This window comes from Vogesella alkaliphila (assembly GCF_014652475.1).
GTDB lineage: Bacteria > Pseudomonadota > Gammaproteobacteria > Burkholderiales > Chromobacteriaceae > Vogesella > Vogesella alkaliphila.
In genome coordinates this window covers 100,341-122,600 of record NZ_BMYW01000010.1, presented here as the reverse complement: position 1 = coordinate 122,600, position 22,260 = coordinate 100,341, and the positions used below count along the sequence as shown (strand labels likewise).

The following is a 22,260-nucleotide window of genomic DNA, read 5'->3' as shown; positions in this document are numbered from 1 at the left end:
ACAGCTTGGCCCGCACCTCGCCCGGGGTGTCGTCGAACAGCAGTTCGTTGTACTGCCCGCCATGGTGTTCCTTGCTCTTGATGCCGGACAGGGTCTGGTTGCCCGGCAGGCTGCCGGCGCCGCTGAACGCCGGCGGCGGGTGGCTGCCGTTGTACAGCACGCCGGTGATCACCGGGCGGTCGATGTCGCCTTCAATGAAGTCGACCAGCACTTCCTGGCCGATGCGCGGGATGAACTGGTGGCCCCAGCCGGCACCGGCGCTGGGCATGGCCACCCGCAGCCAGCAGCTGGAGCGCTCGTCCAGGTTGGCGCCGCTATCCGGGTGCTCGTCCGGCCGCTGCCAGTGGAACTGCACCTTGATGCGGCCGTGGGCATCGGTGTGCACTTCTTCATTGGCCGGGCCGACCACGGTGGCGGTCTGCGCACCGCGCGCGGTGGGCTTGGCGTGGCTGGAGGCGGCATAGGCCGGGGTGAGCGGCAGGCCGCGGCGCTGGGCGTCGAACTCGGTGCGGAACGGCGCGTCATCGCCATCGCCGCTTGCGGCCAAGGTTGGCCGCAACGCTGCCGGCAGGCTGCGGGCCAGCTCGGCCGGCAGGTTGTTGCGTACGCGGAAGCGCTGACGGGTGACCACGAATTCGCGCTGCTCGGGCGCATCGCCATCGTGTGCCGGGTGCGCATCGAGGCGGAACCACTGCCCGGCACCGAGGCCGCGTACCGCGCCGCCGCCAGTAAAGGTCTTGGCCTGTGCGTCGTGCGCCTGCTGCCGCAGCCGCGCGTAGTGGCTGAGCTGCTCGGCGTCGCTGGCGTAGTAGGCGCCGGGGGCGTCGTAATGTTGCAGGCTGCTCTGCAGCCGACTGCCATCCAGCCCCTGATCCAGTGCCGACTCGTCGCCGCTGTGGCCGGTGGCCACCGGCTGGTAGTCGTAAGTCGCCAGCGCCACGCTACCGGGGACGATCTGTCGCGCGCCATCCCAGCGGGTGAGGCCATCCTCGTCTTCCGTCGCATCGCTGCGGTGGAAGCGTACCCGCTCGACCCTGGCCGCAGGCAAGGAATACGGGTCGTCGAAGGCGACCAGCTGGACCTGCGGCGTGTCGCCGTCCAGGTGTTCGTAGCGCCAGGAGAGCCCCTCTTCGCACAGCAGGCGGCAGACGAAGTCGTGGTCCGATTCGCGGTACTGCAGGCAGTAGCTGCGCGCCGGCAGCGGGGCGGACAACACGAAGTCCAGCGCCTGGCCGGCGGCGAACACCGGGTTGGCGGCGGCGTGCTCGGCAAAGAGCTGGCGCACGATGGCATCCACCGACAGGTCCTGGAACACGCGCGAGGTCTGGCGCAGGCGCAGCAGCGCGAACGGCGGCTCCACGGTCAACGCGTATTTGGCAAAGCCGCCATCGCTGCCCAGCGCCTCGGCGGCACTGACCACGCCACAGCGGATCGTCTCGCTGCCATCGGCGCCGGCGATGCCAAGCCGCACCGGCAGGCCCAGCAGCGACTTCAGCTCGATGCTGTCACTGGCGGACAGGCACTCGACGCGGAAGCGGTAGTCGCCGGCCAGCGCCTCGTCGCCGCTCAGGCTCAGCGGCAACAGCGCCTCACCCCAGCGGCTGCCGTCGCCCAGCTGCAGGCTGAGCAGGCGCTGGTCCTGGTTGAAGGCGGACGCGAAGCTGGCGAGCAGGTCGGGGAGGTTCATCAGCCCTGTACCTTGTAAACGTTGGAAGACAGTTGCAGCGTGGCGTCAAAGCTCACCGGCGGGCGGTGCGGGTGCACTTTCAGCACCGCATCCACGCGGAAACGCAGGTGCCGCTCCAGCTCGCGTGGCGCGTCCAGATTCACCCGTACCCGCGACAGCCGCGGCTCGTGGATTTCGATGGCGCGGCGCAGTTGTTCGCGCAGCAGTTCGCGGTCGTCCGGGTTGAGCAGGCTGATGCCGCTGAGGTCGGGAATGCCGTACTGCAGCATGCTGTCGTTGGCCAGGGTGTGGGCTTCGAACAGCTCCGGCTGCGCCATGACTCTGGTATTGAGCAGGGCCTCCAGATCCCGCGCCAGGGAACGGCGAAATTGCGGCAACTCGAAAAGCAGGTGCTCGTTGCCATGGCTGAGATCAGGCTGGTCGTCCAGCAGGCGATCCAGCACGGATGGCAGTATCCGGGTATGTCGCAAGCCGCTCATGCTCTAGATACCGAACAGCTCAGCCAGTTGTTGCCCCAGCAACCAGCGGTAGGAACCCCAGATTGCCGCGGCAGCGACCGCCAGCAAGGCAAAGTACAGCCACATCGGCAGTTCGTGGCGTACGAAGGCCTGGAAGCGCTGCGGCAATTGCCAATTGGGCGCAAAGTCAGCCTTGCCGCCGCGGACTTGCTGAATTTCCTGCCCCAGCTTGTGCTTGAGGTAGTCCAGCTTTTCTTCGCCCTCCAGCAGATAGCGTCCCTGAAAACCCAGCAACAGGCAGGTGTAGTACACCTCCAGCGCTTCAATGTGGTTCACCGGGTCGAGTCGCAACTGCTCCAGCCGGCTAAAGAAGCCCTCTCCGGCCAGATGATCACCGAACAGGCGCAATTGCAGTGGCATGCGCTCCCACTCATCGCGCAGGGGAAAATCCGACGACAGAATGATTTCGTCCAGCAGTGCGCAAAAAGCATACTTTGCCTGACCAATGGCATCTACCGCCTTGCCGAAGTTGCGGGCATTGCGCTCGTACTGCTGCAGGAACTGATCGACACGACGATTGAATTCCACACTGCTGCCCGGCGGATTGCCATCCTTCAACAGGAACAACAGATAAACACCGTCTTCCAGCATTTCGCGCAGGCTGGGTCCCGTACTGCTGACGTTGATGGTTGACTCGGGTGGTGCGGCAGTTTCGCTAACGGTGGCTTGACTCATGTTGGCCTCAACGGAAAACGGCAATCAGTTCCAGATTCAGACCTGACAGGGTCTGCGGAACATAGATGCAGATGCTGCGGGACTGCAGCATGCGGGCGAAGATGTCGCCATGCGGCTGCAAGGCAAAGTAGTGATTGCCCACCCGCACCGGCACGGCAGACGGTGTTTGTGCGGCATGGTTCAAAGCCACACCACGCATGGCGGAGTTGAGGATCTTCTCGACATCGTCCGGGGCACCGATCTTGAGCTTGAGTGGCACGTTGTCCAGTACCTGGCTGGCCGGCTGCTCGCTTTGCACCGACAGGTAGAAATCGACGTTCTCCAGCAAGCGGTCGCTCTCCAGTCGCCCGATGTAGAAAGAAGGCTTGGGGGAGTGCAAGGGAATGACCGCATAGCGTGCCGAAATCACCGTCTCCAGCAGCTCGCGTATCTGCAGGTCCAGAGCCGCAAATACCGAGTACAGCTCCTCATGGCGGTAAGCCGGGATGTCTGCCAGCGCAAAGCGGGTAGAAAAGGTTTGCAGTTCGCCACAGAACTCCGCCAGCGCCATGTACAGCGCCTCCGGATGCAGCGGGTTGCTTAGCGACAAGTGACGCAGGCGGGCAAAGTTGCGATTGACGGTATGCAACAACCAGAAGGCACTGATATCGCTGGAACCAAACTCCATCACGCTTTTGGCTTTTTCACGCTGGGCGCCGGCCAGGGCCTGGCTTTTCACCAGCAGGATATCGAGCAGGCGACGCAGCAACTGCGGCAACGCACCCGCCGCCGCGATGGTCAGCATCGGCGGCAGATAATCCTCCGCCACCACCCATTGTCCGGTCGCATCTTTCTGCAGCCGGCCTAGTGCTATCGCATCGTAACCATCTCGGTTTTCTTCTTCGAACATCAGCCGCACATCCGGCTCCAGCACCGCAACTTCTGCTGGCAATGCCTGCGTATACAGATCGGCAAGCTCCTCGCCGCCGCTGTGGTAACGGCACGGCCGCCCGGGTTGCTCGCCACTACGCGTGTTGCCGCCGTATGGCTGCAGATCCGCCAAACAGGCATACAAGGTGGTGCTCACGCCCAACTGAGGCAGGGTCGACAGGTCTCGCGACAGCGGCAACGGCGCGGCCTGTGGCGCCTGGTAAAGGGTGCCATCCCGAAACAGCACGCCCAGTGCATCCAGCCGTACCTGGCCGCCCTTGAGGGCCGACTCATCCAGCCGCAGCTGCTGCACACCCCATGCATGCCGGCACAACAGCTGCTGCCGGGCGGCCGCATCCTGCTCCAAAAATAATGTTTGCTGCTGAAAATGCTGTGGACGCAGGAACATCCCCTCTCCCCACAGCACACGTTTCGCTTGTTGCATCTTTTCTCAACCCGTTTGGCCAGCGGCCAATACATCAAAACGCTCTCGCCCCCAAGAGCCGGCGGCTCTTAGCGACACTCCACCTGCAGCGAGCCAGGCTGCCCCGGCATGAACCGGGCGGCAGGCTTGATCGCGCGCAGATAACAATCCTCGGCATGAAACTGCAGCCCTTTGCTGCGCACCGCGTCGGCATCGAACAACAGCCGCCAGAACTGCCTGTCAGGCTGCCGAAACAGCGCGACCAGTCCAATGTGCGTCGATTCGGGCTGTACCACAAAATCGGCAATCTCCGCCCTGGCTCCCGGCAACAAGGTGAGCTCCTGCAACGCCAACAAGTCTGGCGACAACAACTCCTTTTCCGGCTTGCCGGATGCCAGCGCCTCCATGCTTAAACGCTTGAACGCCTGATCTGACTTCAGCTGATAGACGCGCACCACAACCGACAACGGTTTACCGCGGCCATCACGATTCAACATTGCGGCCGCATCTCCGGAAAGCCTCACCGGGCCATTGCCGGCACAGCCCGCCACGAGCAACACCATCGGCAACAACACCCAGCCCAGACATCTCCTCCACGACCACTCGCTGGCTCCGCAACATCGCATCTGCGTAAACACCCTTGGAAAACATGCCAAAGTGCTATTATAATTGAAAAGCATTTTTTCTACAAAAATTCGCAAAACACTACATTTTTATATATTTGTTAAAAATCAACCGTTTGATTGCAAACGCATAAAAAAAGGCAGCTCGATGTGGCTTGATCCAGTGAAATTCTATCTAGCCCCTGGTGCATCCATGCTACTGATCTGCGCCATCATTTGGATCGGTTTCAGATTTTTTCACGCAAAAGACCATACAAATAAAGCAGTTACAACCGAACCAAAGGATGAAATCGCGGAGCAAGCCCTGCTGGCGGATTGGCAAACCAAGCGGCAGCATGTCGCCACGAGAACAAGCAAGCAACACAACCACACTTTTATAGAAACCACAAAAAAGCACTTTGTCATTGCTTTTTTACCGCTTTTTTCGATATCTTTAGCCGCAACATCTGTCGCTTTGTCACTATTTTTTAGTGATTTTCACAAAACTGAAGAATTCATACCTTATGAGTACAAGCACAGTTCTCGCATCAAGCTGACACTGCAGGAAGAGCAACTTGCTCCGCCCCCCCCGCTGCCTCCTGAGGCCTTCCGCGACGCCATTAGCGAACAACCCCGGCTGAATCGGGCCGATCGCAGTTGGGACAAGCTGGATGCGGCTTTCGTCCAGACCGTACTTCGTCTCATGGCGAGACTGGAGGCACGCGGTTACCCGATGACGCTACTGGAGGGCTACCGTAGCCCCGAGCGACAGGATGCCCTGGCGGGCCAGGCCACCTTGGTTACCAAGGCAAAAGGCGGCCAAAGCAAGCACCAGTATGGGCTGGCGGTGGATCTGGCCCCGGTACGAAACGGCAAAGTGGTGATCTCCGAACGCGATCCGTGGGCAATGCAGGCGTATCAGGCTCTGGGCGAAGAAGCTGCCGCAGCAGCACTGACCTGGGGAGGCAACTGGAGCTTCAAGGATTACGGCCATATTGAGCGCAGCGGTTCGCTAAGACAGCTGCTGGCCAGCAAGCAATAAACCAATAGGAAGGTAAGCACGGTGTTGAAAAAAGGTTGGCGACAACATGCCAAGATGGCCTCGGCGATCGGATTCCTGATCCTGATCGCTCTGGTCTGGTTTCTCGGAGAGTGGCTGGGACTGGAGACCATGGAGGCTCGGCTGGGCTGCATCATCGCAATCATGCTGCTATGGGTCGTCAGCCTGCTGATCGGCCAGCTGCTGGCAAAACGTGCCGGCGGTCTGCTGGAAAAAATGTTGCGCCAGCAGGCTGATGACGCCGTGATTCATGCCGGCTCGGAAAAACGTGCCGAAGTGACCCTGCTGCGCCAGCGCCTGCTGGCTGCCATCGATACGCTCAAGAAATCCAAACTGGGCAGCAGCAGCGGTGCGGCCGCCCTGTATGAGCTGCCCTGGTACATGATCATTGGCCATCCCGCCGCCGGCAAAAGCTCGGCCATCCTGCAATCCGGCCTCAGCTTCCCGTTCAGCGACAAGAGCGGCATCCAGGGCGTAGGTGGCACGCGTAACTGCGACTGGTTTTTTTCTACTGAAGGCGTCTTGCTGGATACCGCAGGACGCTACGCCACGCAAAGCGAGGATCGAAGCGAGTGGCTGGCCTTCCTGAAGCTGCTGAAGAAGCACCGCGCCAAAGCGCCGGTCAACGGCATTCTGGTTGCCATCAGTCTGCCGGAACTGGCACAGCATCACAGCGAGGGCTTTGCCCTGTACGCAAGGCAGGTGCGTGAACGCATTCATGAAGTCTGCAGCACCTTCGGGCTGCACGTCCCGATTTACCTGGTATTCACCAAACTTGACCTGCTTGGTGGCTTTGCCGAATTTTTCCAGGACATGCCGGAAGAAGAACGCGACCGGGTCTGGGGCAGCACCCTGACGGCCAACCAGGGCCACGGCTTTGATGCCGCCACCGTCGCTTCGCAGCAGTTCGAGTTGCTCTATCGCGGCCTGGTGCAAGCCGGCGAAGAAAAATTGCTGCAATACCGCGGCGATCAGGTGCGTCCGGCACACTTTGCCTTCCCGATCGAATTCCACGGGTTGAAGGACGCCGTGGTGAAGTTTGTCAGCCTGCTGTACGAGGACGACCCTTACCATGCCCGCCCGCTGTTGCGCGGTTTTTACTTCACCAGCGCCCTGCAGGAGGGCACACCGCGTATCGTCGCCGCCAGCCGGGTGCAGAGCCAGTTCGATCTGGCGCCGGCACAGGGCGACCGGCAACAGGCGGCGGCCTCTTACAGCTTTTTCCTTGGCGACCTGTTCCGCAAGGTCCTGTTTCCCGACCAGCATCTGATCTCGCGCCAGAGTGGTCGTGGCGGCAGCCGCTGGCGGATGGCTGCCATGGCCGCCGGTATCCTGTCGCTGTGCACCCTGGCCGGGCTGTGGAGTTGGTCCTATGTCGGCAACCAACAATTGCTGGCGGATATCAGCAAGGAACGGGAGGACGCCCGCAAGCTGGCCGCATCCAGCCAGTTGTACGACAAGCTGCGCGCACTGCAGCAGATGCAAACCCGCCTGGAACAACTACAGGCTTACCGCACCGAAGGGGCGCCCTGGCAGATTGGCGTCGGCCTCTACCAGGGAGAGCCGCTGGAGACGGCCCTGCGTAACGAGTACTTTGCCGGCATCAAGGCCGTGATGCTGACACCGGTGCAACGCAACCTGGAAACCACCCTGCAGACACTGGAGCAGCCCCACGTTCCTGCGCCGGTCATGCCGCTGCCAGCGGTACAAACCCAGCAAGCGAAGCCGGTCGCACCGGCGCCAAGCAAACCCAGACCCAAGCTCCGTCCACGACCGCAAGCCCGGCCGCTGCCCAACATTCAGCTGGGAGCGATTGCCAATGACTACCGGGCACGTCCGGTCGTGCTGGCGGCGAGCGTCCATCACACCCGCCCTGTAGCCTGGTGGCGCCGCGCGTCTCCAGCGCAGGCAGCCAACCGCTGGCAAGCGGCCGGATTCGGTTTGCGTCACGCCAGCTGGTCCCCCGGCATCCGTACTTCGGCGTCACAAGCCGTCACCCCAGCTCTGCCAGCCACGGTCGAGGCCGCTGCGGCATCCCCGGCCGCGGTCAAAACGCCACAGCTGGATGCCAGTTACAACGCGCTGAAAACCTACCTGATGCTGTACCAGCCGCAGCGCATGGAGGCGGCCCATCTGGCAGACCAGTTGCCACGTTACTGGCGCCCCTACCTCGAAACCCAGCGCGGCTCATACAGTACGGAAGAAATCATGGCGGTAGCTGAAAAATTGCTGGCGTTCTATATCAGCCAGGTCAAGGCACCGGATCTGCCATTGATCACGCCCAACCTGCGCGTGGTCACCCAGGCCAGAGAAGTGCTGCGCGGCTCCTTCAAACGCATGTCTGCCGAAGAGCGTGTGTTCAATGAAATTCGTGCCCGTGCCAATACCCGCTTTTCGCCACTGACCGTCGCACGGATTCTCAACAACCGCGATCTGGACATCATGGCAGGTAGCCAGATGGTGGAAGGCGCCTTTACCCGTGAAGCATGGGATCAGTATGTCAAAGGCGCGATAGAGGAGGCCAGCAAGGGGGAAATCCGCAGCGATGACTGGGTGTTGGCCGCAAGCAGCCAGGACAACCTCGGCAAGGATGGTGACAGCGAGAAAAACCGCGCCGCCCTGGAGGCCCAGTACCGTGCCGCCTACAGTGCCAGCTGGAAAAAATTCCTGCAGGGCGTCACCGTGCGCGACTTCACCTCTCCCGCACAGTCGGCGTCGGCCATGACACGCCTGGCCGACCGGGAAAATTCCCCCATCAAGCTGATCCTGACGCGGGCGGCCACGGAAACGGCGTGGGATAACCCGTCAGAGCTGAACCGCTCACTGGAAACGGCCAAGCAGTCGGTGCTGGAAAAAACGGCCAACCTGCTAAAGGGCGGCAGCAGTGATAGTGCACAGAACGGCAAGCTCTACGGCGAAGTAGGCCAGCAGTTTGCCGGCGTCGCCCAACTGGTCAAGGGGGAGAGCGCCCCGCTTTACGGCTACCTTGAGCAGCTGGCCAAGTTGAAGGCCAAACTGGGGGCGATTGCCAGCACGGACGATCCCGGCGCCCTGTCCCGCGCCACCTTGCAGGCCACCTTCAACAATAGCGGCTCCGAACTGGCAGACAGCATTGCCTACGTCGACAACGCACTGCTGGCACAAAGTACACCCGAGACCATCGGCATGGTACGGCCGATGCTGGTACGACCGCTCAGCCACTCCTACAGCGCCCTGCTTGGCCCGGTCAGCACCGACATCAATCAGGCTTGGGCCGCTGAGGTGTTGCCGCAATGGCGCCAGCTGGCCGCCAAGTACCCCTTCAGCGATGCCGGCAGTACGGCATCGATAGCCGAGATCAACCGTTTCCTGAAGGCCAATGACGGCACGCTGGACCGTTTCATCAACAAATACCTTGCCGGCCTGGTGCAAAAACGCGGCGATGAACTGGTGCCGCGCGCGTGGGGTGAGCTGGGCATCAAGTTCAACCCGGCCTTCCTCAGCAGCGTCAGCAGCCTGTCCGCCCTGGCCAATGGCCAGCTGCAGGATGGCGACGGCTTGCGCTTTGAGTTGCAGCCGCAGCCCACGCCCGGCCTGTCGGAAATCGTGTTCGACATCGACGGCCAGGAACTGCGCTACCGCAACGGCCCGCAACTCTGGCAGCCCTTTACCTGGAATGGCAGCAGCCAGACCGCAGGCGCCCGCATCCAGGCGTTGTCCTACACCGGGGCCAACACTGTGGTGGCCAACCATCCCGGCGGCATGGGACTGATGCGCCTGCTATCGAGCGCCAAAGTCGTGCAGGACGGTCCGGATGGCACCCAGCTGGCCTGGTCATTGCGCAAGGCAGAAGGTGAGCCCTTGATCGTGCGGGCAAATTTCCGGGTACTCAGCGGCGTGAACCCACTGCAGTTAAGCCGTCTCAACAAACTGACGTTGCCCGAGCGCGTGACGTTGTAATCGGGGGAGCAAGGTCTTGAGCTTCACTTTCAAACGTACCCAGGAAGTCGCAGCCTCGTTCTGCATTTTCGGCAAGCTGCCACGTCGTGGCGACTTCATCCGCCTTAACGCTAGCCACCCGGCGGCCGCACAGCTGGATCAGCTACTGGCAGACAGCATCAGCCTGCTCTCCCAGACACCGGAAGCGATCAGCCGTTATCGCGGCATGCCAGGCTCCTGCTTCGTGCTGCGCAGCCGGGACCACGCCTGGCTGTCGCTGGGCGTGATTCAACCCAGCCACGATGAAAGCGGTCGCAATTACCCGCTGGTGGCAGCCACTCAGCTGCCGGCCAGTCTGGAACTGCCGCCGCTGGCCGTGCTGCTGCTTGCCTGCGAGCTGTTCTTTTCCGGACTGAAGGACCAGCTGGCCAGTGCCATCGACAACGCGGTGGAAATGGTGGCCTGCCGACAGTTCCTGGAAGCGCAGTCTCTGTTCGGCGCCGCCTCCAGCGACGACGTGGCGCTGGCGGAGCAGCTGCTGGGCCACCACCTGGCCACTACCGCAGCAGCGCAACTGGACAGCCTGCTCGCCCGCCTGCAGGGGCAATCGCTGGAAGCCACCCTGCTGGCCTTCATCTTCCACAGCCAGATGCAGCGTCGTTTCCACGACAGCCTGTGCGCACAGACCTACCTGCTGCCGCTGCCGGCCGCCGACGGCGAAGACATGTTGGCCGCCGCCACCTGGCTGACACTGTACCAGGCCGCGGCCGGTGCACATGGCGACGACGATGCGCAATGCCTGCTGATCAACCGCCCGGAAGGCCGCTTCCTGGCGCTGCAGCCGCGTTCGCCGGACGCGCACATCGTGGCGCAGTGCTGGGGCGAACCGCTGAACGCGCGCTACGTGGTGGACATCGGCGACGAGCAGGCACCGTGGCGCCGCCACCAGTCCTATGCCGAGGCCAGCTACATCCTGGGCCGGCGCCTGAACGACCCCGGCCTCAATCTCGCGCAGTTGCGCGACCTGGTCGCCAGCCTTGCCCGCAGCATCGCCTGACACCGTTCAACCCTGACAGACCATCTTTTTCGAGAGCCATACCATGAGCAAAGAAAGCACCCAGAAAAAACTGTCGCGGGTTCGCCCGCCTCGCGTACAGATCACCTACGACGTCGAGATCGGCGATGCCATCGAAACCAAGGAGCTGCCCTTCGTACTGGGCGTGCTGGGCGACTACTCCGGCCACAGCAAGAACCCGCTGCCCAAGATGAAAGAGCGCAAGTTCGTGCAGATCGACCGCGACAACTTCGACGAAGTACTCAAGGGCATGGCGCCGCGGCTGGCCATCAAGGTGGACAACAAGTTGCAGGATGACGGCAGCCAGCTGGCGATGGAGCTGAACTTCAACGAGCTGGCCGACTTCGAGCCGCAGAACGTGGTGGCCCAGGTCGAGCCGCTCCAGCGTTTGCTGGAAGCCCGCACCCGCTTGGCCGACCTGCGCAACAAGCTGGCCGGCAACGACAAACTGGAAGAGCTACTGGATGAAGTGGTACGTGATACCGAGAAGCTACGCCAGATCAGTCAATCCGCCCACAGCGACCACACAGGGGAGTAAGCCATGAGCACAGCACAACAACTGGACACTGCGGCCAACCCTGCGGCCCTGGATGCCAGCAGCCTGCTCGACAGCATCATCGACCAGAGCCGCATCGCCACCAATGAAAGCGAAAAAGGCCACACCCGCGACCTGATCGGAGAGCTGGTGGCCCAGGTGCTGGAAGGCAGCGTGACGGTGTCGCGCGACCTCAGTGCCAGCATCGATGCACGCATTGCCGAACTGGATGCCATTCTGTCATCCCAGCTGAACGAAGTGATGCATCACCCCGAATTCCAGAAGCTGGAAGCCTCCTGGCGCGGACTGAAGTATCTGGTGATGCAATCCGAAACCAGCACCATGCTGAAGATCAAGGTGCTCAATGCCAGCAAGAAGGACCTGGTCAAGGACTTCAAGGCCTCTCCGGAGTTCGACCAGAGCGCCCTGTTCAAGAAAATCTACGAGGAAGAGTACGGCACCTTTGGTGGCGCGCCTTATGCCGCACTGGTGGGCGACTACGAATTCACCCGTCACCCGGAGGACTTCTACCTGCTGGACGAGCTGTCCCATGTGGCCGCCTCGGCGCATGCACCGCTGATCTCCTCTGCCTCTCCCGGCCTGTTCGGTCTGGAAAGCTTCACCGACATCGGCAAGCCACGCGACCTGGCCAAGATTTTTGACACCGTCGAATATGCCAAATGGAAATCTTTCCGTGAATCGGAAGACTCGCGCTACGTCGGCATGGTGCTGCCACACGTCCTTGGCCGCCTGCCCTACGGCCGCGACAACGTCCCGGTAGAGGCCTTCGACTTCGAGGAAAACGTCGATGGCAGCAACCACGACAAATATCTGTGGACCAACGCCGCCTACGCCTACGCCGCCCGCCTGACCGATGCCTTTGCCCAGTACGGCTGGCTGGCCGCCATTCGCGGCGTGGAGGGCGGCGGTCTGGTGGAAGGCCTGCCGGCTCACACCTTCAAGACCGACGACGGCGAGGTGGCGCTCAAGTGCCCGACCGAAGTCGCCGTCACCGACCGTACCGAAAAGCTGCTGTCCGACCTGGGTTTCATCTCGCTGGTGCACTGCAAGAACACCGACTACGCCGCCTTCTTTGGTGGCCAGTCGATACAGAAAGCCAAGACCTACAACACCGATGCGGCCAACGCCAACGCGCGCCTGTCCACCCAGCTGCCCTACATCTTTGCGGTGTCGCGCATCGCGCACTACATGAAATCCATCATGCGCGACAAGATCGGCAGCTTCGCCTCGCGCCAGAACGTGCAGGACTTCCTGAACACCTGGCTGGCGCAGTACGTGCTGCTGGACGACTCCGCCAGCCAGGAAGCCAAGGCCAAGTACCCACTGCGCGAGGCCCGCGTGGACGTGGTGGAAGTGCCGGGCAAGCCTGGCGTCTACCGTGCGGCGGCCTTCCTGCGTCCGCACTTCCAGCTGGACGAACTCACCATTTCCCTGCGTTTGGTTGCCGAGCTGCCACAGCCGGCAGGCTAACGCCTTTCCCCCGCGGCGGCGCCTCGCGTTGCCGTCGCGGGCATGCACTCAGGAAGCATTGCTTCCTTTTTATTACTCTTGGAGAATCCAAATGGCATTTGACGCCTTTCTGAAAATCGACGGCATTCCGGGCGAAAGCACCGATGACCAACACAAGGACTGGATCGAGATCCAGTCTTTTTCCCACCTGATCGAACAGCCAGCCCAGGCTACCGCCAGCTCCGCCGGCGGCGCCACCGCCGAACGTGTCAACCACGGCCAGTACGAAATCACCCACTTCCTGGACAAGGCCAGCCCGAAGATCTACGAGGCATGCTGCACCGGCAAGCACATCAAGGAGATCACCATCGAGCTGTGCCGTGCCGGCGGTGACAAGGTGAAGTACATGGAAATCAAGATGGAGCAGGTTCTGATCTCTAAGGTTGAACCGAATGGCTCCGCCAACGATGCCGGCTTCCCTAGCGAAAAGGTCAGCTTCAGCTACGGCAAGATCAAGTGGACTTACACCCAGCAGAAACGTGCCGACGGCGCAGGTGGCGGTAACGTCAGCGCCGGCTGGGACCTGACTGCCAACAAAGTAATCGCCTAAGCCGTTTTGCCGGCCGGAGTCCGCCTTGCATCGCGGCTCCGGCCTTGAAGGGATGCATCATGTTTTATCGCCTCACCATTCTGGCCATCAGCACGGCGCTGCTGCTGGGCTGCGCCAATAGCCGCAAGAACAAAACCCCGCCCCCTGATCCTGCCACCGTCCAGGCCCAGGAAAGCAAGGCCATCGTCGTGAAAGTCGCAGAGGGCGTGGAGCAGGCTACCGCCAAAGTACAGGAAGCCACCGGCAACAAGGCCGTCGTCGCCGACCCGACCCTGGTGCCATTTGACAAGATGAGCGCCAAGCTGAGCCCCCTTACCGAACAACAGGTCCGTGCCCTGGCCCCGGCGCTGGTCATTGCCAAACAGATCATCATCACCGGCTACTGCGACCGTCGTGAAGTCGGCAATGCGCCGGCCGCGGCCCGCGCTCGGGCAGAGACCGTCAAGAAACTGCTGGTGGACAACGGCATTGCCGCCAAGCGCATCGTCCTCAAGATCGACACCGTTCAGCACCTGCACGCTGCCCGCGTTACTTTCAACGGTTAACCCGTACTGTTCCCATGAATCTCTCCGACCTGCTCGCCAGCTTCGCGTCCGCCTTCAACCAGGACCAGCGCCTGCTCAGTCTGCAACTGGGCGATGGCAGCCGCTGGGGCGAGGCGCTGCTGCCGCTGAGCCTGACCGGCGACGAGGCGCTGGCCGGCGATTACCGCTTCCGTGTCGAGTGCCTGTCCGCCAGTGATGGCATTGAGCTGAAGTCGCTGCTGGGCCTGCCGGTGCGGCTTGGCATCGCCGGCGCCGATGGCAGCGAGACGATCCGCTGCGGCGTGGTCAGCGCCGCCGAGGCGCTGGGCAGCGATGGCGGCTTTGCCAAATACGCGCTGACCGTGGAGCCGCCGTTCGCGCTGCTGCGCCTGCGCCAGACCTCGCGCGTGTTCCAGGACCTGTCGGTAGACGCCATCGTGCGCCAGCTCTTTGCCGAGCACGCTGCGGCCAACCCGGTGTTCGCCGCCGGCCAGGCGCTGGACTTCGTGTTGTCCGGCCCGCTGCCATCCCGCAGCTACTGCCTGCAGTACCGCGAATCCGATCACGATTTCGTCTGCCGCCTGCTGCGCGAAGAGGGGCTCTCCTGGCGTTACGAACACCTGGACGGCGATACGCCACAGGTGCAGCTGGTCGCCTTCGACGACCCGTACTCGCTGCCTGCGGCCAACGTCGAGCGGGTACGTTTCCACCGCAGCGACGCGACGGAAGAGGAGGATGGTCTCACCCGCTGGGACGGCGCGCGGCAGATCGTGCCCGGCAGCGTGGCGCTGGCGACTTACGACTACCAGCCGGTGGCCACCGGTCACAGTGGTGACGAATCGGCACTGGATCAGGGGCTGGATGGCAGCCGGCTGCAGAGCAGCCTGCAGCACTACGACGCCCCCGGCGCCTACTACGCGAGCGACGCCGAGCAGCTCAGCCACTACGCGCGACTACGGCAGCAGGCGCACGATGCGCAGGCCAAGACCTTTACTGGCGGCGGCGCGGTACGCGGCCTCGGCGCCGGGCAGTGGTTCCGCCTCGACGAGCACCCGGCACACGATGGCGATGCGCCCGAGCAGCGCGAGTTCGTGGTCACCCGCCAGCGCTTCCGCGTACGCAACAACCTGCCGGCCGAGCTGGCCCGCAGCCTGCCGGCGGCGTTGCGGCCAACGTTGGCCGCAAGCGGCGAGAACGGCGACGCACCGTTCCGCAGCGAATTCGACGCCCAGCGTCGCGGCCTGCCGCTCACCCCGGCCTATGCCAGCTCCACATTCGCCAAGCCCACCGCGCGCGGCGCGCAGACCGCCACCGTGGTCGGCCCGGCCAATGAAGAAGTCCACACCGACGCCCACGGCCGCATCAAGGTGCAGTTCCACTGGCAGCGGCCGGACGAGCACCCGGACAGCGGCGCCAACCTGGACGAGCGTTCCAGCTGCTGGCTGCGCGTCGCCATGCCCAGCGCCGGCGCCGGCTGGGGCCACCAGTTCATCCCGCGCATCGGCCAGGAAGTGCTGGTCGACTTCATCGAAGGCGATATCGATCGGCCGGTGATCACCGGCGTGCTGTACAACGGCAGCCACCCGCCGCCGGCATTCAGCGGCGCCGGCAGCCTGCCAGCTAACCGCACGCTGTCCGGCATCAAGAGCAAGGAACACCACGGTGGGCAGTACAACGAACTGCTGTTCGACGACACCCCGGGCGAGGTGCGCGCCAAGCTCAGCAGCGAACACGGCAGCACCCAGCTGAACCAGGGCTACCTCGCCCACCCCAGAGCCGACGGCAAGGCCACGCCGCGCGGCGACGGCTTCGAGCTGCGCACCGACCAGCACGGCGCCATCCGCGCCGGCCACGGCCTGCTGCTCAGCACCGAAGCGCAAACCGGCGCCGGCGGCAAACAACTGGCGCGCGACGGCGCCCAGAGCCAGCTCGACGCCGCCCTCAGCCTCGCCCAGTCCCTGGCTGACACCGCCAGCGCGCAACTGGCCGACACGCTGGAAACCGGGCCTACCGAGATCAAGCCGGACAACGGCAAAGGGGCGAACAAAACCGATGGCCACCTGCAGCACCACGTTGCGGCACTCAAGGCGTGGGAGGCCGGTAGCAATACCGATAAAGACGGCAAAACGGCTAAGGAGCAAGCCGGTCAGCAGCCGCTGCTGATCCTCAGTGCCCCGGCCGGCCTGGCCGCAGCCACCGACAACTCCCTGACCCTGGCCGCCGGCACGAATATCGACCAGGTGGCGCAGCGCGACCTGAACCAGACCAGCGGCCGACGCTGGCTGCACAACGTCGGCCAGCACATCAGCCTGTTCGTGGCCGGGGTGAAGGACAAGGTCAGCCTGAAACTGATCGCCGCCAAGGGCAAGGTGCAGGTTCAGGCGCAGAGCGATGCGATGGAGCTGACGGCGGATAAGGACATCACCATCACCTCCTGCAAGGGCAAGGTAGTGATCAGTGCCAAGCAGGACATCCTGCTCACCAGCGGCGGCGGCTACATCAAGCTATCCGGCGGCAATATCGACATCCACTGCCCCGGCACGGTGAGCGTGAAGGGGGCGGAGCATGCGTTGAGTGGGGGCGCTAGCCTGAGTCCGACTTTGCCGTTCATTCCCAAACCGGAGAACAAACCGAACTGGCTGGAGCTGAACTATCGCTACCAGAATATGCAGCCAGTGGTAGGCGCTCCCTATGCGGTGAAGTTTGCTGACGGCAGCCTGATTGAGGGCATGCTGGATGAGCAAGGTCATGCCCGGCTGGATGGCATTCCTGCTGAAGGTGTGGAAGAAATTGTATACGGATGGGACAGCCGTGAAGCCGCACCTTGGCAAACGCAGGAAACTAACCCGATCAAGGGTGCACTCCCCACCTCTGTCGAAGAAGCCAAGACGCTGCTGGAACAATACCTGACAGCCGAGGAGGCGTATCTGGAGGACAACTATTTTCCTGACGAGATTGAGGTCATCCTGAGCGAAAAATACGGTGCCGAACTCCGCTACGACCACCACTACGACGACTACATCCTCGCACACGAGAAACCTGCGAGTGACGATTACCGCCATGAACACCCGCAAGACCCACCCGCACCGAAAGGAGCCAACTGAACATGGGAGCAACGGCAACAGCAGCCAAAACGGCACTCAAGCAGGCCGACGATGGCCTGAATGGTTGGTTGCAAGGGCTTATTACCGGTAAAGGCGATAGCCCGTCCCACATTATCATTACCGCCATTCTGGGCGTGGTACCCGGCGTCGGACAGATCATGGATGCACGAGACATCATCCTGTCGGTGCTGGCCCTGGTTGCCAACCCGGCCAACCCCGCGGCATGGCTGGATCTGGTCATCAATGCACTGGGCTGCATTCCAGGTGTGGGCGATGCATTCAAAGCGGTATTCAAACTGGCCAAAATCGGCACCCCGTTAGCCCGCATTCTGGATGTTCTGCCCGCCAAAATGCGTGGCAATGCGCTGAAGTGGGTAAAAGAGATCAACTTTGGCAGCCTGAGCAAGCAAATCAAATCAGCGGTAGACGATATTCTGGCTGGCTTCATCCATGCGCTGGACAGCTGGGCAGTCAAAGCCATCGCCGGTCGCACCGAAGTCAATGGCTATATCCGGCAACTGGAAGACCTGCGCAAACTGGCCAGCCAGAAAATTGATGTCGCCATGGCGGAGCTGCAAAAACTACACCGCAACTTGCTGGCGCAGGAGCGGCCGAAAAGTACCGGCAAAACCAATGCGCCACGCAGCGCCCCCGACATGCCGGCGACCAAGAAAGCCCCTGCGCTCAAAACCGATAAAAGCAGCAAACAGAAAGCCGCCCCCAAGCAGACCAAGACCGACCAGCAACGTCAGTCGAAACAGCGTACTTCATGGCATAGCGGGGTATTGCCGGAGCACTTGGCCGACTATTACATGCCCACTGCCAAGCCCGGTTTCAAGAAAATCAACGACCACGGTCGCAAGCGCGAGGAACACGACAGCGCCAAGGGCGCCGGTATCGACCATATCTGGTTCAGCCCGTTGCGTTCACCGGAACAACCTTACGTCGTAGGTGAAACCAAGGGCAGCCTGCTGGACAGCTTTGCCCTGCTCGCTGCGCTTCCTCCCGACCTGCAGGCCAAACTGGCCTCTCTGAAAGATGAGGAGCCCTTCGACCCGGCACCGCAAGCCCGCCAGACCCCCGGCAAAGTGACCGTACCCGAGAACGCCAGCGACGATGATCTGAAGGCAAAACGACAAGGCCGCAAGGTGGAACAGGGCCTGTCCAGCACCAAGACCAAGGGGACGCAGATGAGCCACTACTGGATTATCTGGAATATCAAGGGCATTGAAAACAAGGGAATCGTGGCGGGGCAGAAGGCGGCGTTGATGAAAATGATTGCATCGTTCATGAAAAAGCGGGAACAGGATATCAATGCACTTGCACCATACGAACGCTGGATCATCATGGAAACCGGCAAGCAAAAAGTGCGACACGAACGCAAGCACGGCCATCATCACGAGATACAAAGACCATTGATAGGACTACCTAATAATATCCTCAGGAAATAACGATGCAGATTTATAACAGCAGCAAGCTAGCGGCGCGCAAACGCGAACCTTTATTAGATTACAGTGAGCATTATGACTTTGTTGTTTCAGGCGCCGTGGAGTCCTATGAGATAGTGGCCGAAGGTATACGTCTTCGTGGTGACATCGACTATGACAAGGCCGCGAGAATGGAGGCTACCCGACAGCGCGCCTGGGACGCTCTTGATCACCTGCTGATCAGCTACTCCGCCGGCAATCCGCTGGACGAGCTGCGCGACTTCTACCCCACGGTACTCGACTACTGGGAAGTCTTCGCCAGGTACGACAAAATCTTCGACGATAGCCCGGAGGCCGGCGGCCACCGCGTGCCCCATATCGATTTGTACGATCTAGCTTACTCGCAAGCCGTACAGTTGCTCTCCATGTGCCTGTTGCTGGGCCACAGCCAGCTGATGCCGCGATGGGCGCCCATCCTCGACTACGAAAACGACGATCCCGATATCCTGATCGAAACCCTGATGACCCCCTTCGTTCCAGGCCGTCGCCCCGGTGTCACCTACACCCGCAACCTGCCCTACAAGAAACTGCAGAAAGTGCTGGACGCCAGCCCCGACAAACGCCCGGCCCTGATGGCCAAATACCTGGACGAGTGGTACTCCGCCAGCCGCCGCGAACCCTACCACGGCTCGCATGAAGCCCCCAATTTCACCGGCTACTGGAGCTGGGAGGCGGCGGCCATCACCTGGCTGCTGGACATCGACGACAGTCTCTTCCGCGACAAACCGTTCTACCCGGCCGAACTGGTCGACCATGCGCGGCATCACTACAGCGCCCAGCAAGCCATCGACGCGCTACAGCCCACCCGCTGCGAGGCCGGCCAGCCCTGCCCGCAGGCCGGCAGCTGGTGGACACCGGCCAAACCAGACGCCCGACGCACTTTTGCGCAGGGCGAAGTCATGCCGGCTTTCCCGGACAGCAGCTACGGCGCCACCATCTGGTATCGCGAAGCGGAATGACTCCTCCAAGGTTGGCCGCAGCGCTGCGGCCAACCTTGTCCTATCGCGCACTGGCACGGCGGCGTGGCCGTCGCGCGACTTATGCCGCGGCGGTGGCCAGCGCCTCGCGCTGCAACGCGACCAGCTCGGCGATGCCCTTCTCCGCCAGCGCCAGCAAGGCGTTCATTTCTTCGCGACTGAACGGTACGCCTTCCGCGGTGCCCTGCACCTCGACAAAGTGGCCGTCGCCGGTCATCACCACGTTCATGTCGGTTTCGCAGCCGGCGTCTTCCTCGTAGTCGAGATCCAGCAGCGGCACGCCGTCGACGATGCCGACCGAAATCGCCGCCACGTGCTGGCGCAGCGGGTTTTCGCCGAGCTTGCCGGCGGCCAGCAGCCCGTTGATGGCATCGGCCAGCGCGATGTAGGCACCGGTGATGCTGGCGGTGCGGGTGCCGCCGTCGGCCTGGATCACGTCGCAGTCGATCTGGATCTGGCGTTCGCCGAGCTTGGCCAGGTCCACCACCGCGCGCAGGCTGCGCCCGATCAGGCGCTGGATTTCCTGGGTGCGGCCGGATTGCTTGCCGCTGGCCGCCTCGCGACGCATGCGGCTGTGGGTCGAGCGCGGCAGCATGCCGTATTCGGCGGTGACCCAGCCCTGGCCCTTGCCCTTCAGGAAGCCGGGGACCGTCTCGTCGACGCTGGCGGTGCAGATCACCTTGGTGTCGCCGAATTCGATCAGCACCGAACCTTCGGCGTGGCGGGTGTAGTGGCGGGTAATGCGGACGCTGCGCAGGGCATCGGCAGCTCGTTGGGATGAACGCATGGCGCGAGGCTCTTGAATAGGGATAACAGCGGGATTCTACCCGATCACCCTGCCGCGCGCGGCGGCTTGCCGCTCAGTGCGGCTGCCGCGGCTGCAGTTCGGCGGCCAGTTCATGCTCCATCAGCAGGCCGGGGATGGCGTCATCGGGCAGAAAGCCGGCCAGCGTGCCGCTGTCGATGTAGCCGCTGCGACCGTCCAGCACCGCGTCCGCCGGCAGCAGGGTGAAGGCGACCGCCGACAGGTTGTCGCCGCGCTCGCCGCCGCGTTTTTCCGCCACCGTCATCAGCGCCGGCAGCACCGCCGGCGCCACCCGGCCGTGGAATACGCGCGCCAGCTCCGCATCCGGCACCATGCTCCACAGCCCGTCGCTGCACAGCAGCACGCTGCAGCCGGCCTGCAGCGGCTGCGGATGGAGGACGCTGACTTCCGGCTCGCCCATCGCACCCAGGCAGTTGTAGATGCGGTTGCGCGCCGGGTGCACCGCGGCCTCGGCCTCGCTCAGCTGGCCGCTGTCGATCAGGCGCTGCACGTGGGAGTGGTCGCGGCTGCGAAAGCGCACCGCGCCCTGCTCTAGCAGGTACAGCCGCGAGTCGCCGGCGTAGGCGCAGTACACGGTGTCGTCCTGCACGACGGCCACCACCACCGTGGTGCTGGGGATCTCGCGCAGGTGGTGGGCGATGGCGTGGTCGACGATGGCCTGGTGCGCCTCGCCCAGCGCCCAACGCAGGAAGTCGCCCGGCTGCAGCAGCCGCGGCGTGGCCTGGCAGCGGAACTGCTGCACCAGCACCTCGGTGGCGATGCGCGCCGCCACTTCGCCGTCGATATGGCCGCCCATGCCGTCGGCCACCACCAGCAACACGCACTCGCTGGAGCAGGTCACCGCCAGGCGGTCTTCGTTATTGCCGCGTCCGCCGATGCGGGAATCGACTGCCAGTGCGAACTTCATCGTTTGTTCCCCGACAGCCAGGCGCCGGCCTTCTGCCACAGCGAGCGCGGCGGTTGCGGCGTGACATAGTCATTGGCCAGCAGGCACTGCTGCATCTGCTCCAGGCTGTCCGGCCGCCGCTGCGGCTCCAGCTGCAGGCAGGCATCGACCAGCGCCAGCAACTGCGGCGAATAGTGGCGAGCAAAGCGCTGGCTGGCCGGCTGCAGCGTGTCGGCCTGCAGCCGTTCGTCCGCCGACGGCAGGCGGCCGCCGCCCAGCATCGCGTACAGGCAGGCACCGAGGCCGTAGATATCGGTCCACGCCCCGAGCTTGGCCTTGGCGTCGTACTGTTCCGGCGCGGCATAGCCGGGGGTGAACATCGCGGTCAGCACCTGCCCCGGTCGCCGCAGCGCCTGGCGCGCGGCGCCAAAATCGAGCAGCACCGGCGAGCCGTTGCGGCGCAGGTAGATATTGGCCGGCTTGATGTCGAGGTGCAGCAGCTGCTGCTGGTGCACCTCGCGCAGGCCGCCGATCAGCTCGGCAAACAGCTTGCGCAGCCGTGTCTCCGGCAGGCTGCCGGCGGCCAGCGTCAGCTCCTTGCTCAGCGGCCGGCCCTCGGCGTACTCCATCACCATGTACACCGTGTTGTTGGCACGGAAGAAGTTCACCACCCGCACGATATTGGGATGCTGGATGCCGGCCAGCACCCGCGCCTCCTCGAAGAAGCACTTCAGGCCGGTGCGGAACGCCTCGCGGTCCAACTCGTCGATGATGGTGACCTCGCCGCCGGGCTGGCGGCGGGTCATGTCCAGCGGCAGGTACTCCTTGATCGCGAACTTGCGGTCGTGATGATCCAGCGCCAGATAGACCTGGCTGAAACCGCCGGAGCTGAGTTCGCGGACGATGGTGTAGTCATCGAGCCGGAAGCCGGCGGGCAGTGCGCTTTGCTTGGATTGCGTCATGTGCATTGTTA

The 22,260-nt window shown here is 62.9% G+C and carries 18 protein-coding genes; 10 read left to right on the top strand and 8 right to left on the bottom strand.

Annotation, left to right across the window (positions count from 1 at the left end; genetic code table 11):
- The 5 genes from IE100_RS13940 to tssJ form a co-directional block, all read right to left on the bottom strand.
- On the bottom strand, positions 1-1,687 hold a 1,687-nt coding region (locus IE100_RS13940; protein WP_189374961.1), incomplete at its 3' end, for a type VI secretion system Vgr family protein.
- Complete coding sequence (gene tssE / locus IE100_RS13935) at positions 1,687-2,130, bottom strand: type VI secretion system baseplate subunit TssE (protein WP_229800390.1); 444 nt, start codon at positions 2,128-2,130, stop codon at positions 1,687-1,689. The genes IE100_RS13940 and tssE, both read right to left, overlap by 1 nt.
- 39 nt (positions 2,131-2,169) lie before the next feature.
- Positions 2,170-2,880: a type IVB secretion system protein IcmH/DotU gene (gene icmH / locus IE100_RS13930; protein WP_189374959.1), complete on the bottom strand. Its 711-nt coding sequence runs from the start codon at positions 2,878-2,880 to the stop codon at positions 2,170-2,172.
- 7 nt (positions 2,881-2,887) lie between these two features.
- Positions 2,888-4,234, bottom strand: a complete 1,347-nt coding sequence (tssK, locus tag IE100_RS13925; RefSeq protein ID WP_189374958.1) for a type VI secretion system baseplate subunit TssK — start codon at positions 4,232-4,234, stop codon at positions 2,888-2,890.
- Positions 4,235-4,302: 68 nt separating this feature from the next.
- Entirely contained in the window at positions 4,303-4,776 is a 474-nt protein-coding gene (gene tssJ, locus IE100_RS13920) for a type VI secretion system lipoprotein TssJ (RefSeq protein ID WP_229800389.1), read from the bottom strand.
- Between the two features lie 106 nt (positions 4,777-4,882).
- On the opposite strand from tssJ, the gene IE100_RS16475 reads away from it, so the two are divergent.
- The 10 genes from IE100_RS16475 to IE100_RS13870 all read left to right on the top strand — a co-directional run bounded on the left by IE100_RS16475 (position 4,883) and on the right by IE100_RS13870 (position 19,557).
- Positions 4,883-5,857 carry a M15 family metallopeptidase gene (locus IE100_RS16475; RefSeq protein ID WP_229800388.1) on the top strand — a complete coding sequence of 325 codons (975 nt, stop codon included), beginning with the start codon at positions 4,883-4,885 and terminating at the stop codon, positions 5,855-5,857.
- A 21-nt stretch (positions 5,858-5,878) separates the two neighbouring features.
- Complete coding sequence (gene tssM, locus IE100_RS13910) at positions 5,879-9,814, top strand: type VI secretion system membrane subunit TssM (RefSeq protein WP_189374957.1); 3,936 nt, start codon at positions 5,879-5,881, stop codon at positions 9,812-9,814.
- A gap of 16 nt (positions 9,815-9,830) precedes the next feature.
- Positions 9,831-10,850, top strand: coding sequence for a type VI secretion system-associated protein TagF (tagF, locus tag IE100_RS13905; RefSeq protein WP_189374956.1), 1,020 nt, complete (start codon positions 9,831-9,833; stop codon positions 10,848-10,850).
- A gap of 43 nt (positions 10,851-10,893) precedes the next feature.
- A complete protein-coding gene (tssB, locus tag IE100_RS13900; RefSeq protein WP_189374955.1) occupies positions 10,894-11,406 on the top strand; it encodes a type VI secretion system contractile sheath small subunit in 513 nt (170 codons plus the stop codon).
- 3 nt (positions 11,407-11,409) lie between these two features.
- Positions 11,410-12,894: a type VI secretion system contractile sheath large subunit gene (tssC, locus tag IE100_RS13895; RefSeq protein WP_189374954.1), complete on the top strand. Its 1,485-nt coding sequence runs from the start codon at positions 11,410-11,412 to the stop codon at positions 12,892-12,894.
- Between the two features lie 91 nt (positions 12,895-12,985).
- On the top strand, positions 12,986-13,483 hold the full coding sequence (locus tag IE100_RS13890) for an Hcp family type VI secretion system effector (RefSeq protein WP_189374953.1): 498 nt from the start codon (positions 12,986-12,988) through the stop codon (positions 13,481-13,483).
- A gap of 59 nt (positions 13,484-13,542) precedes the next feature.
- Positions 13,543-14,028 carry an OmpA family protein gene (locus tag IE100_RS13885; RefSeq protein ID WP_189374952.1) on the top strand — a complete coding sequence of 162 codons (486 nt, stop codon included), beginning with the start codon at positions 13,543-13,545 and terminating at the stop codon, positions 14,026-14,028.
- A 14-nt stretch (positions 14,029-14,042) separates the two neighbouring features.
- Positions 14,043-17,111, top strand: a complete 3,069-nt coding sequence (locus tag IE100_RS13880) for a type VI secretion system Vgr family protein (protein ID WP_189374951.1) — start codon at positions 14,043-14,045, stop codon at positions 17,109-17,111.
- 2 nt (positions 17,112-17,113) lie between these two features.
- Positions 17,114-18,562, top strand: a complete 1,449-nt coding sequence (locus tag IE100_RS13875; RefSeq protein ID WP_189374950.1) for a hypothetical protein — start codon at positions 17,114-17,116, stop codon at positions 18,560-18,562.
- Between the two features lie 167 nt (positions 18,563-18,729).
- Complete coding sequence (locus tag IE100_RS13870; protein ID WP_229800387.1) at positions 18,730-19,557, top strand: PoNe immunity protein domain-containing protein; 828 nt, start codon at positions 18,730-18,732, stop codon at positions 19,555-19,557.
- A gap of 79 nt (positions 19,558-19,636) precedes the next feature.
- Here IE100_RS13870 and rph read toward each other — a convergent pair whose 3' ends face one another.
- The 3 genes from rph to IE100_RS13855 all read right to left on the bottom strand — a co-directional run bounded on the left by rph (position 19,637) and on the right by IE100_RS13855 (position 22,249).
- Positions 19,637-20,362, bottom strand: a complete 726-nt coding sequence (gene rph / locus IE100_RS13865; protein WP_189374948.1) for a ribonuclease PH — start codon at positions 20,360-20,362, stop codon at positions 19,637-19,639.
- Between the two features lie 73 nt (positions 20,363-20,435).
- Positions 20,436-21,308 carry a PP2C family protein-serine/threonine phosphatase gene (locus IE100_RS13860; RefSeq protein ID WP_189374947.1) on the bottom strand — a complete coding sequence of 291 codons (873 nt, stop codon included), beginning with the start codon at positions 21,306-21,308 and terminating at the stop codon, positions 20,436-20,438.
- Complete coding sequence (locus tag IE100_RS13855) at positions 21,305-22,249, bottom strand: serine/threonine protein kinase (RefSeq protein WP_229800386.1); 945 nt, start codon at positions 22,247-22,249, stop codon at positions 21,305-21,307. The genes IE100_RS13860 and IE100_RS13855 overlap by 4 nt, the downstream gene beginning before the upstream one ends.
- Positions 22,250-22,260 lie beyond the last annotated feature (11 nt).

What these genes read in the sequence shown, in the direction of transcription:
- IE100_RS13880 (WP_189374951.1), top strand. Translation starts at nt 14,043, where the DNA reads ATGAATCTCTCCGACCTGCTCGCCAGCTTCGCGTCCGCCTTCAACCAG.
- IE100_RS13890 (WP_189374953.1), top strand. Translation starts at nt 12,986, where the DNA reads ATGGCATTTGACGCCTTTCTGAAAATCGACGGCATTCCGGGCGAAAGC.
- icmH (WP_189374959.1), bottom strand. Translation starts at nt 2,880, where the DNA reads ATGAGTCAAGCCACCGTTAGCGAAACTGCCGCACCACCCGAGTCAACC.
- IE100_RS13855 (WP_229800386.1), bottom strand. Translation starts at nt 22,249, where the DNA reads ATGACGCAATCCAAGCAAAGCGCACTGCCCGCCGGCTTCCGGCTCGAT.
- tssB (WP_189374955.1), top strand. Translation starts at nt 10,894, where the DNA reads ATGAGCAAAGAAAGCACCCAGAAAAAACTGTCGCGGGTTCGCCCGCCT.
- IE100_RS13860 (WP_189374947.1), bottom strand. Translation starts at nt 21,308, where the DNA reads ATGAAGTTCGCACTGGCAGTCGATTCCCGCATCGGCGGACGCGGCAAT.
- rph (WP_189374948.1), bottom strand. Translation starts at nt 20,362, where the DNA reads ATGCGTTCATCCCAACGAGCTGCCGATGCCCTGCGCAGCGTCCGCATT.
- tssJ (WP_229800389.1), bottom strand. Translation starts at nt 4,776, where the DNA reads ATGGTGTTGCTCGTGGCGGGCTGTGCCGGCAATGGCCCGGTGAGGCTT.
- tssK (WP_189374958.1), bottom strand. Translation starts at nt 4,234, where the DNA reads ATGCAACAAGCGAAACGTGTGCTGTGGGGAGAGGGGATGTTCCTGCGT.
- IE100_RS13885 (WP_189374952.1), top strand. Translation starts at nt 13,543, where the DNA reads ATGTTTTATCGCCTCACCATTCTGGCCATCAGCACGGCGCTGCTGCTG.
- IE100_RS13875 (WP_189374950.1), top strand. Translation starts at nt 17,114, where the DNA reads ATGGGAGCAACGGCAACAGCAGCCAAAACGGCACTCAAGCAGGCCGAC.
- IE100_RS13870 (WP_229800387.1), top strand. Translation starts at nt 18,730, where the DNA reads ATGGAGGCTACCCGACAGCGCGCCTGGGACGCTCTTGATCACCTGCTG.
- tssC (WP_189374954.1), top strand. Translation starts at nt 11,410, where the DNA reads ATGAGCACAGCACAACAACTGGACACTGCGGCCAACCCTGCGGCCCTG.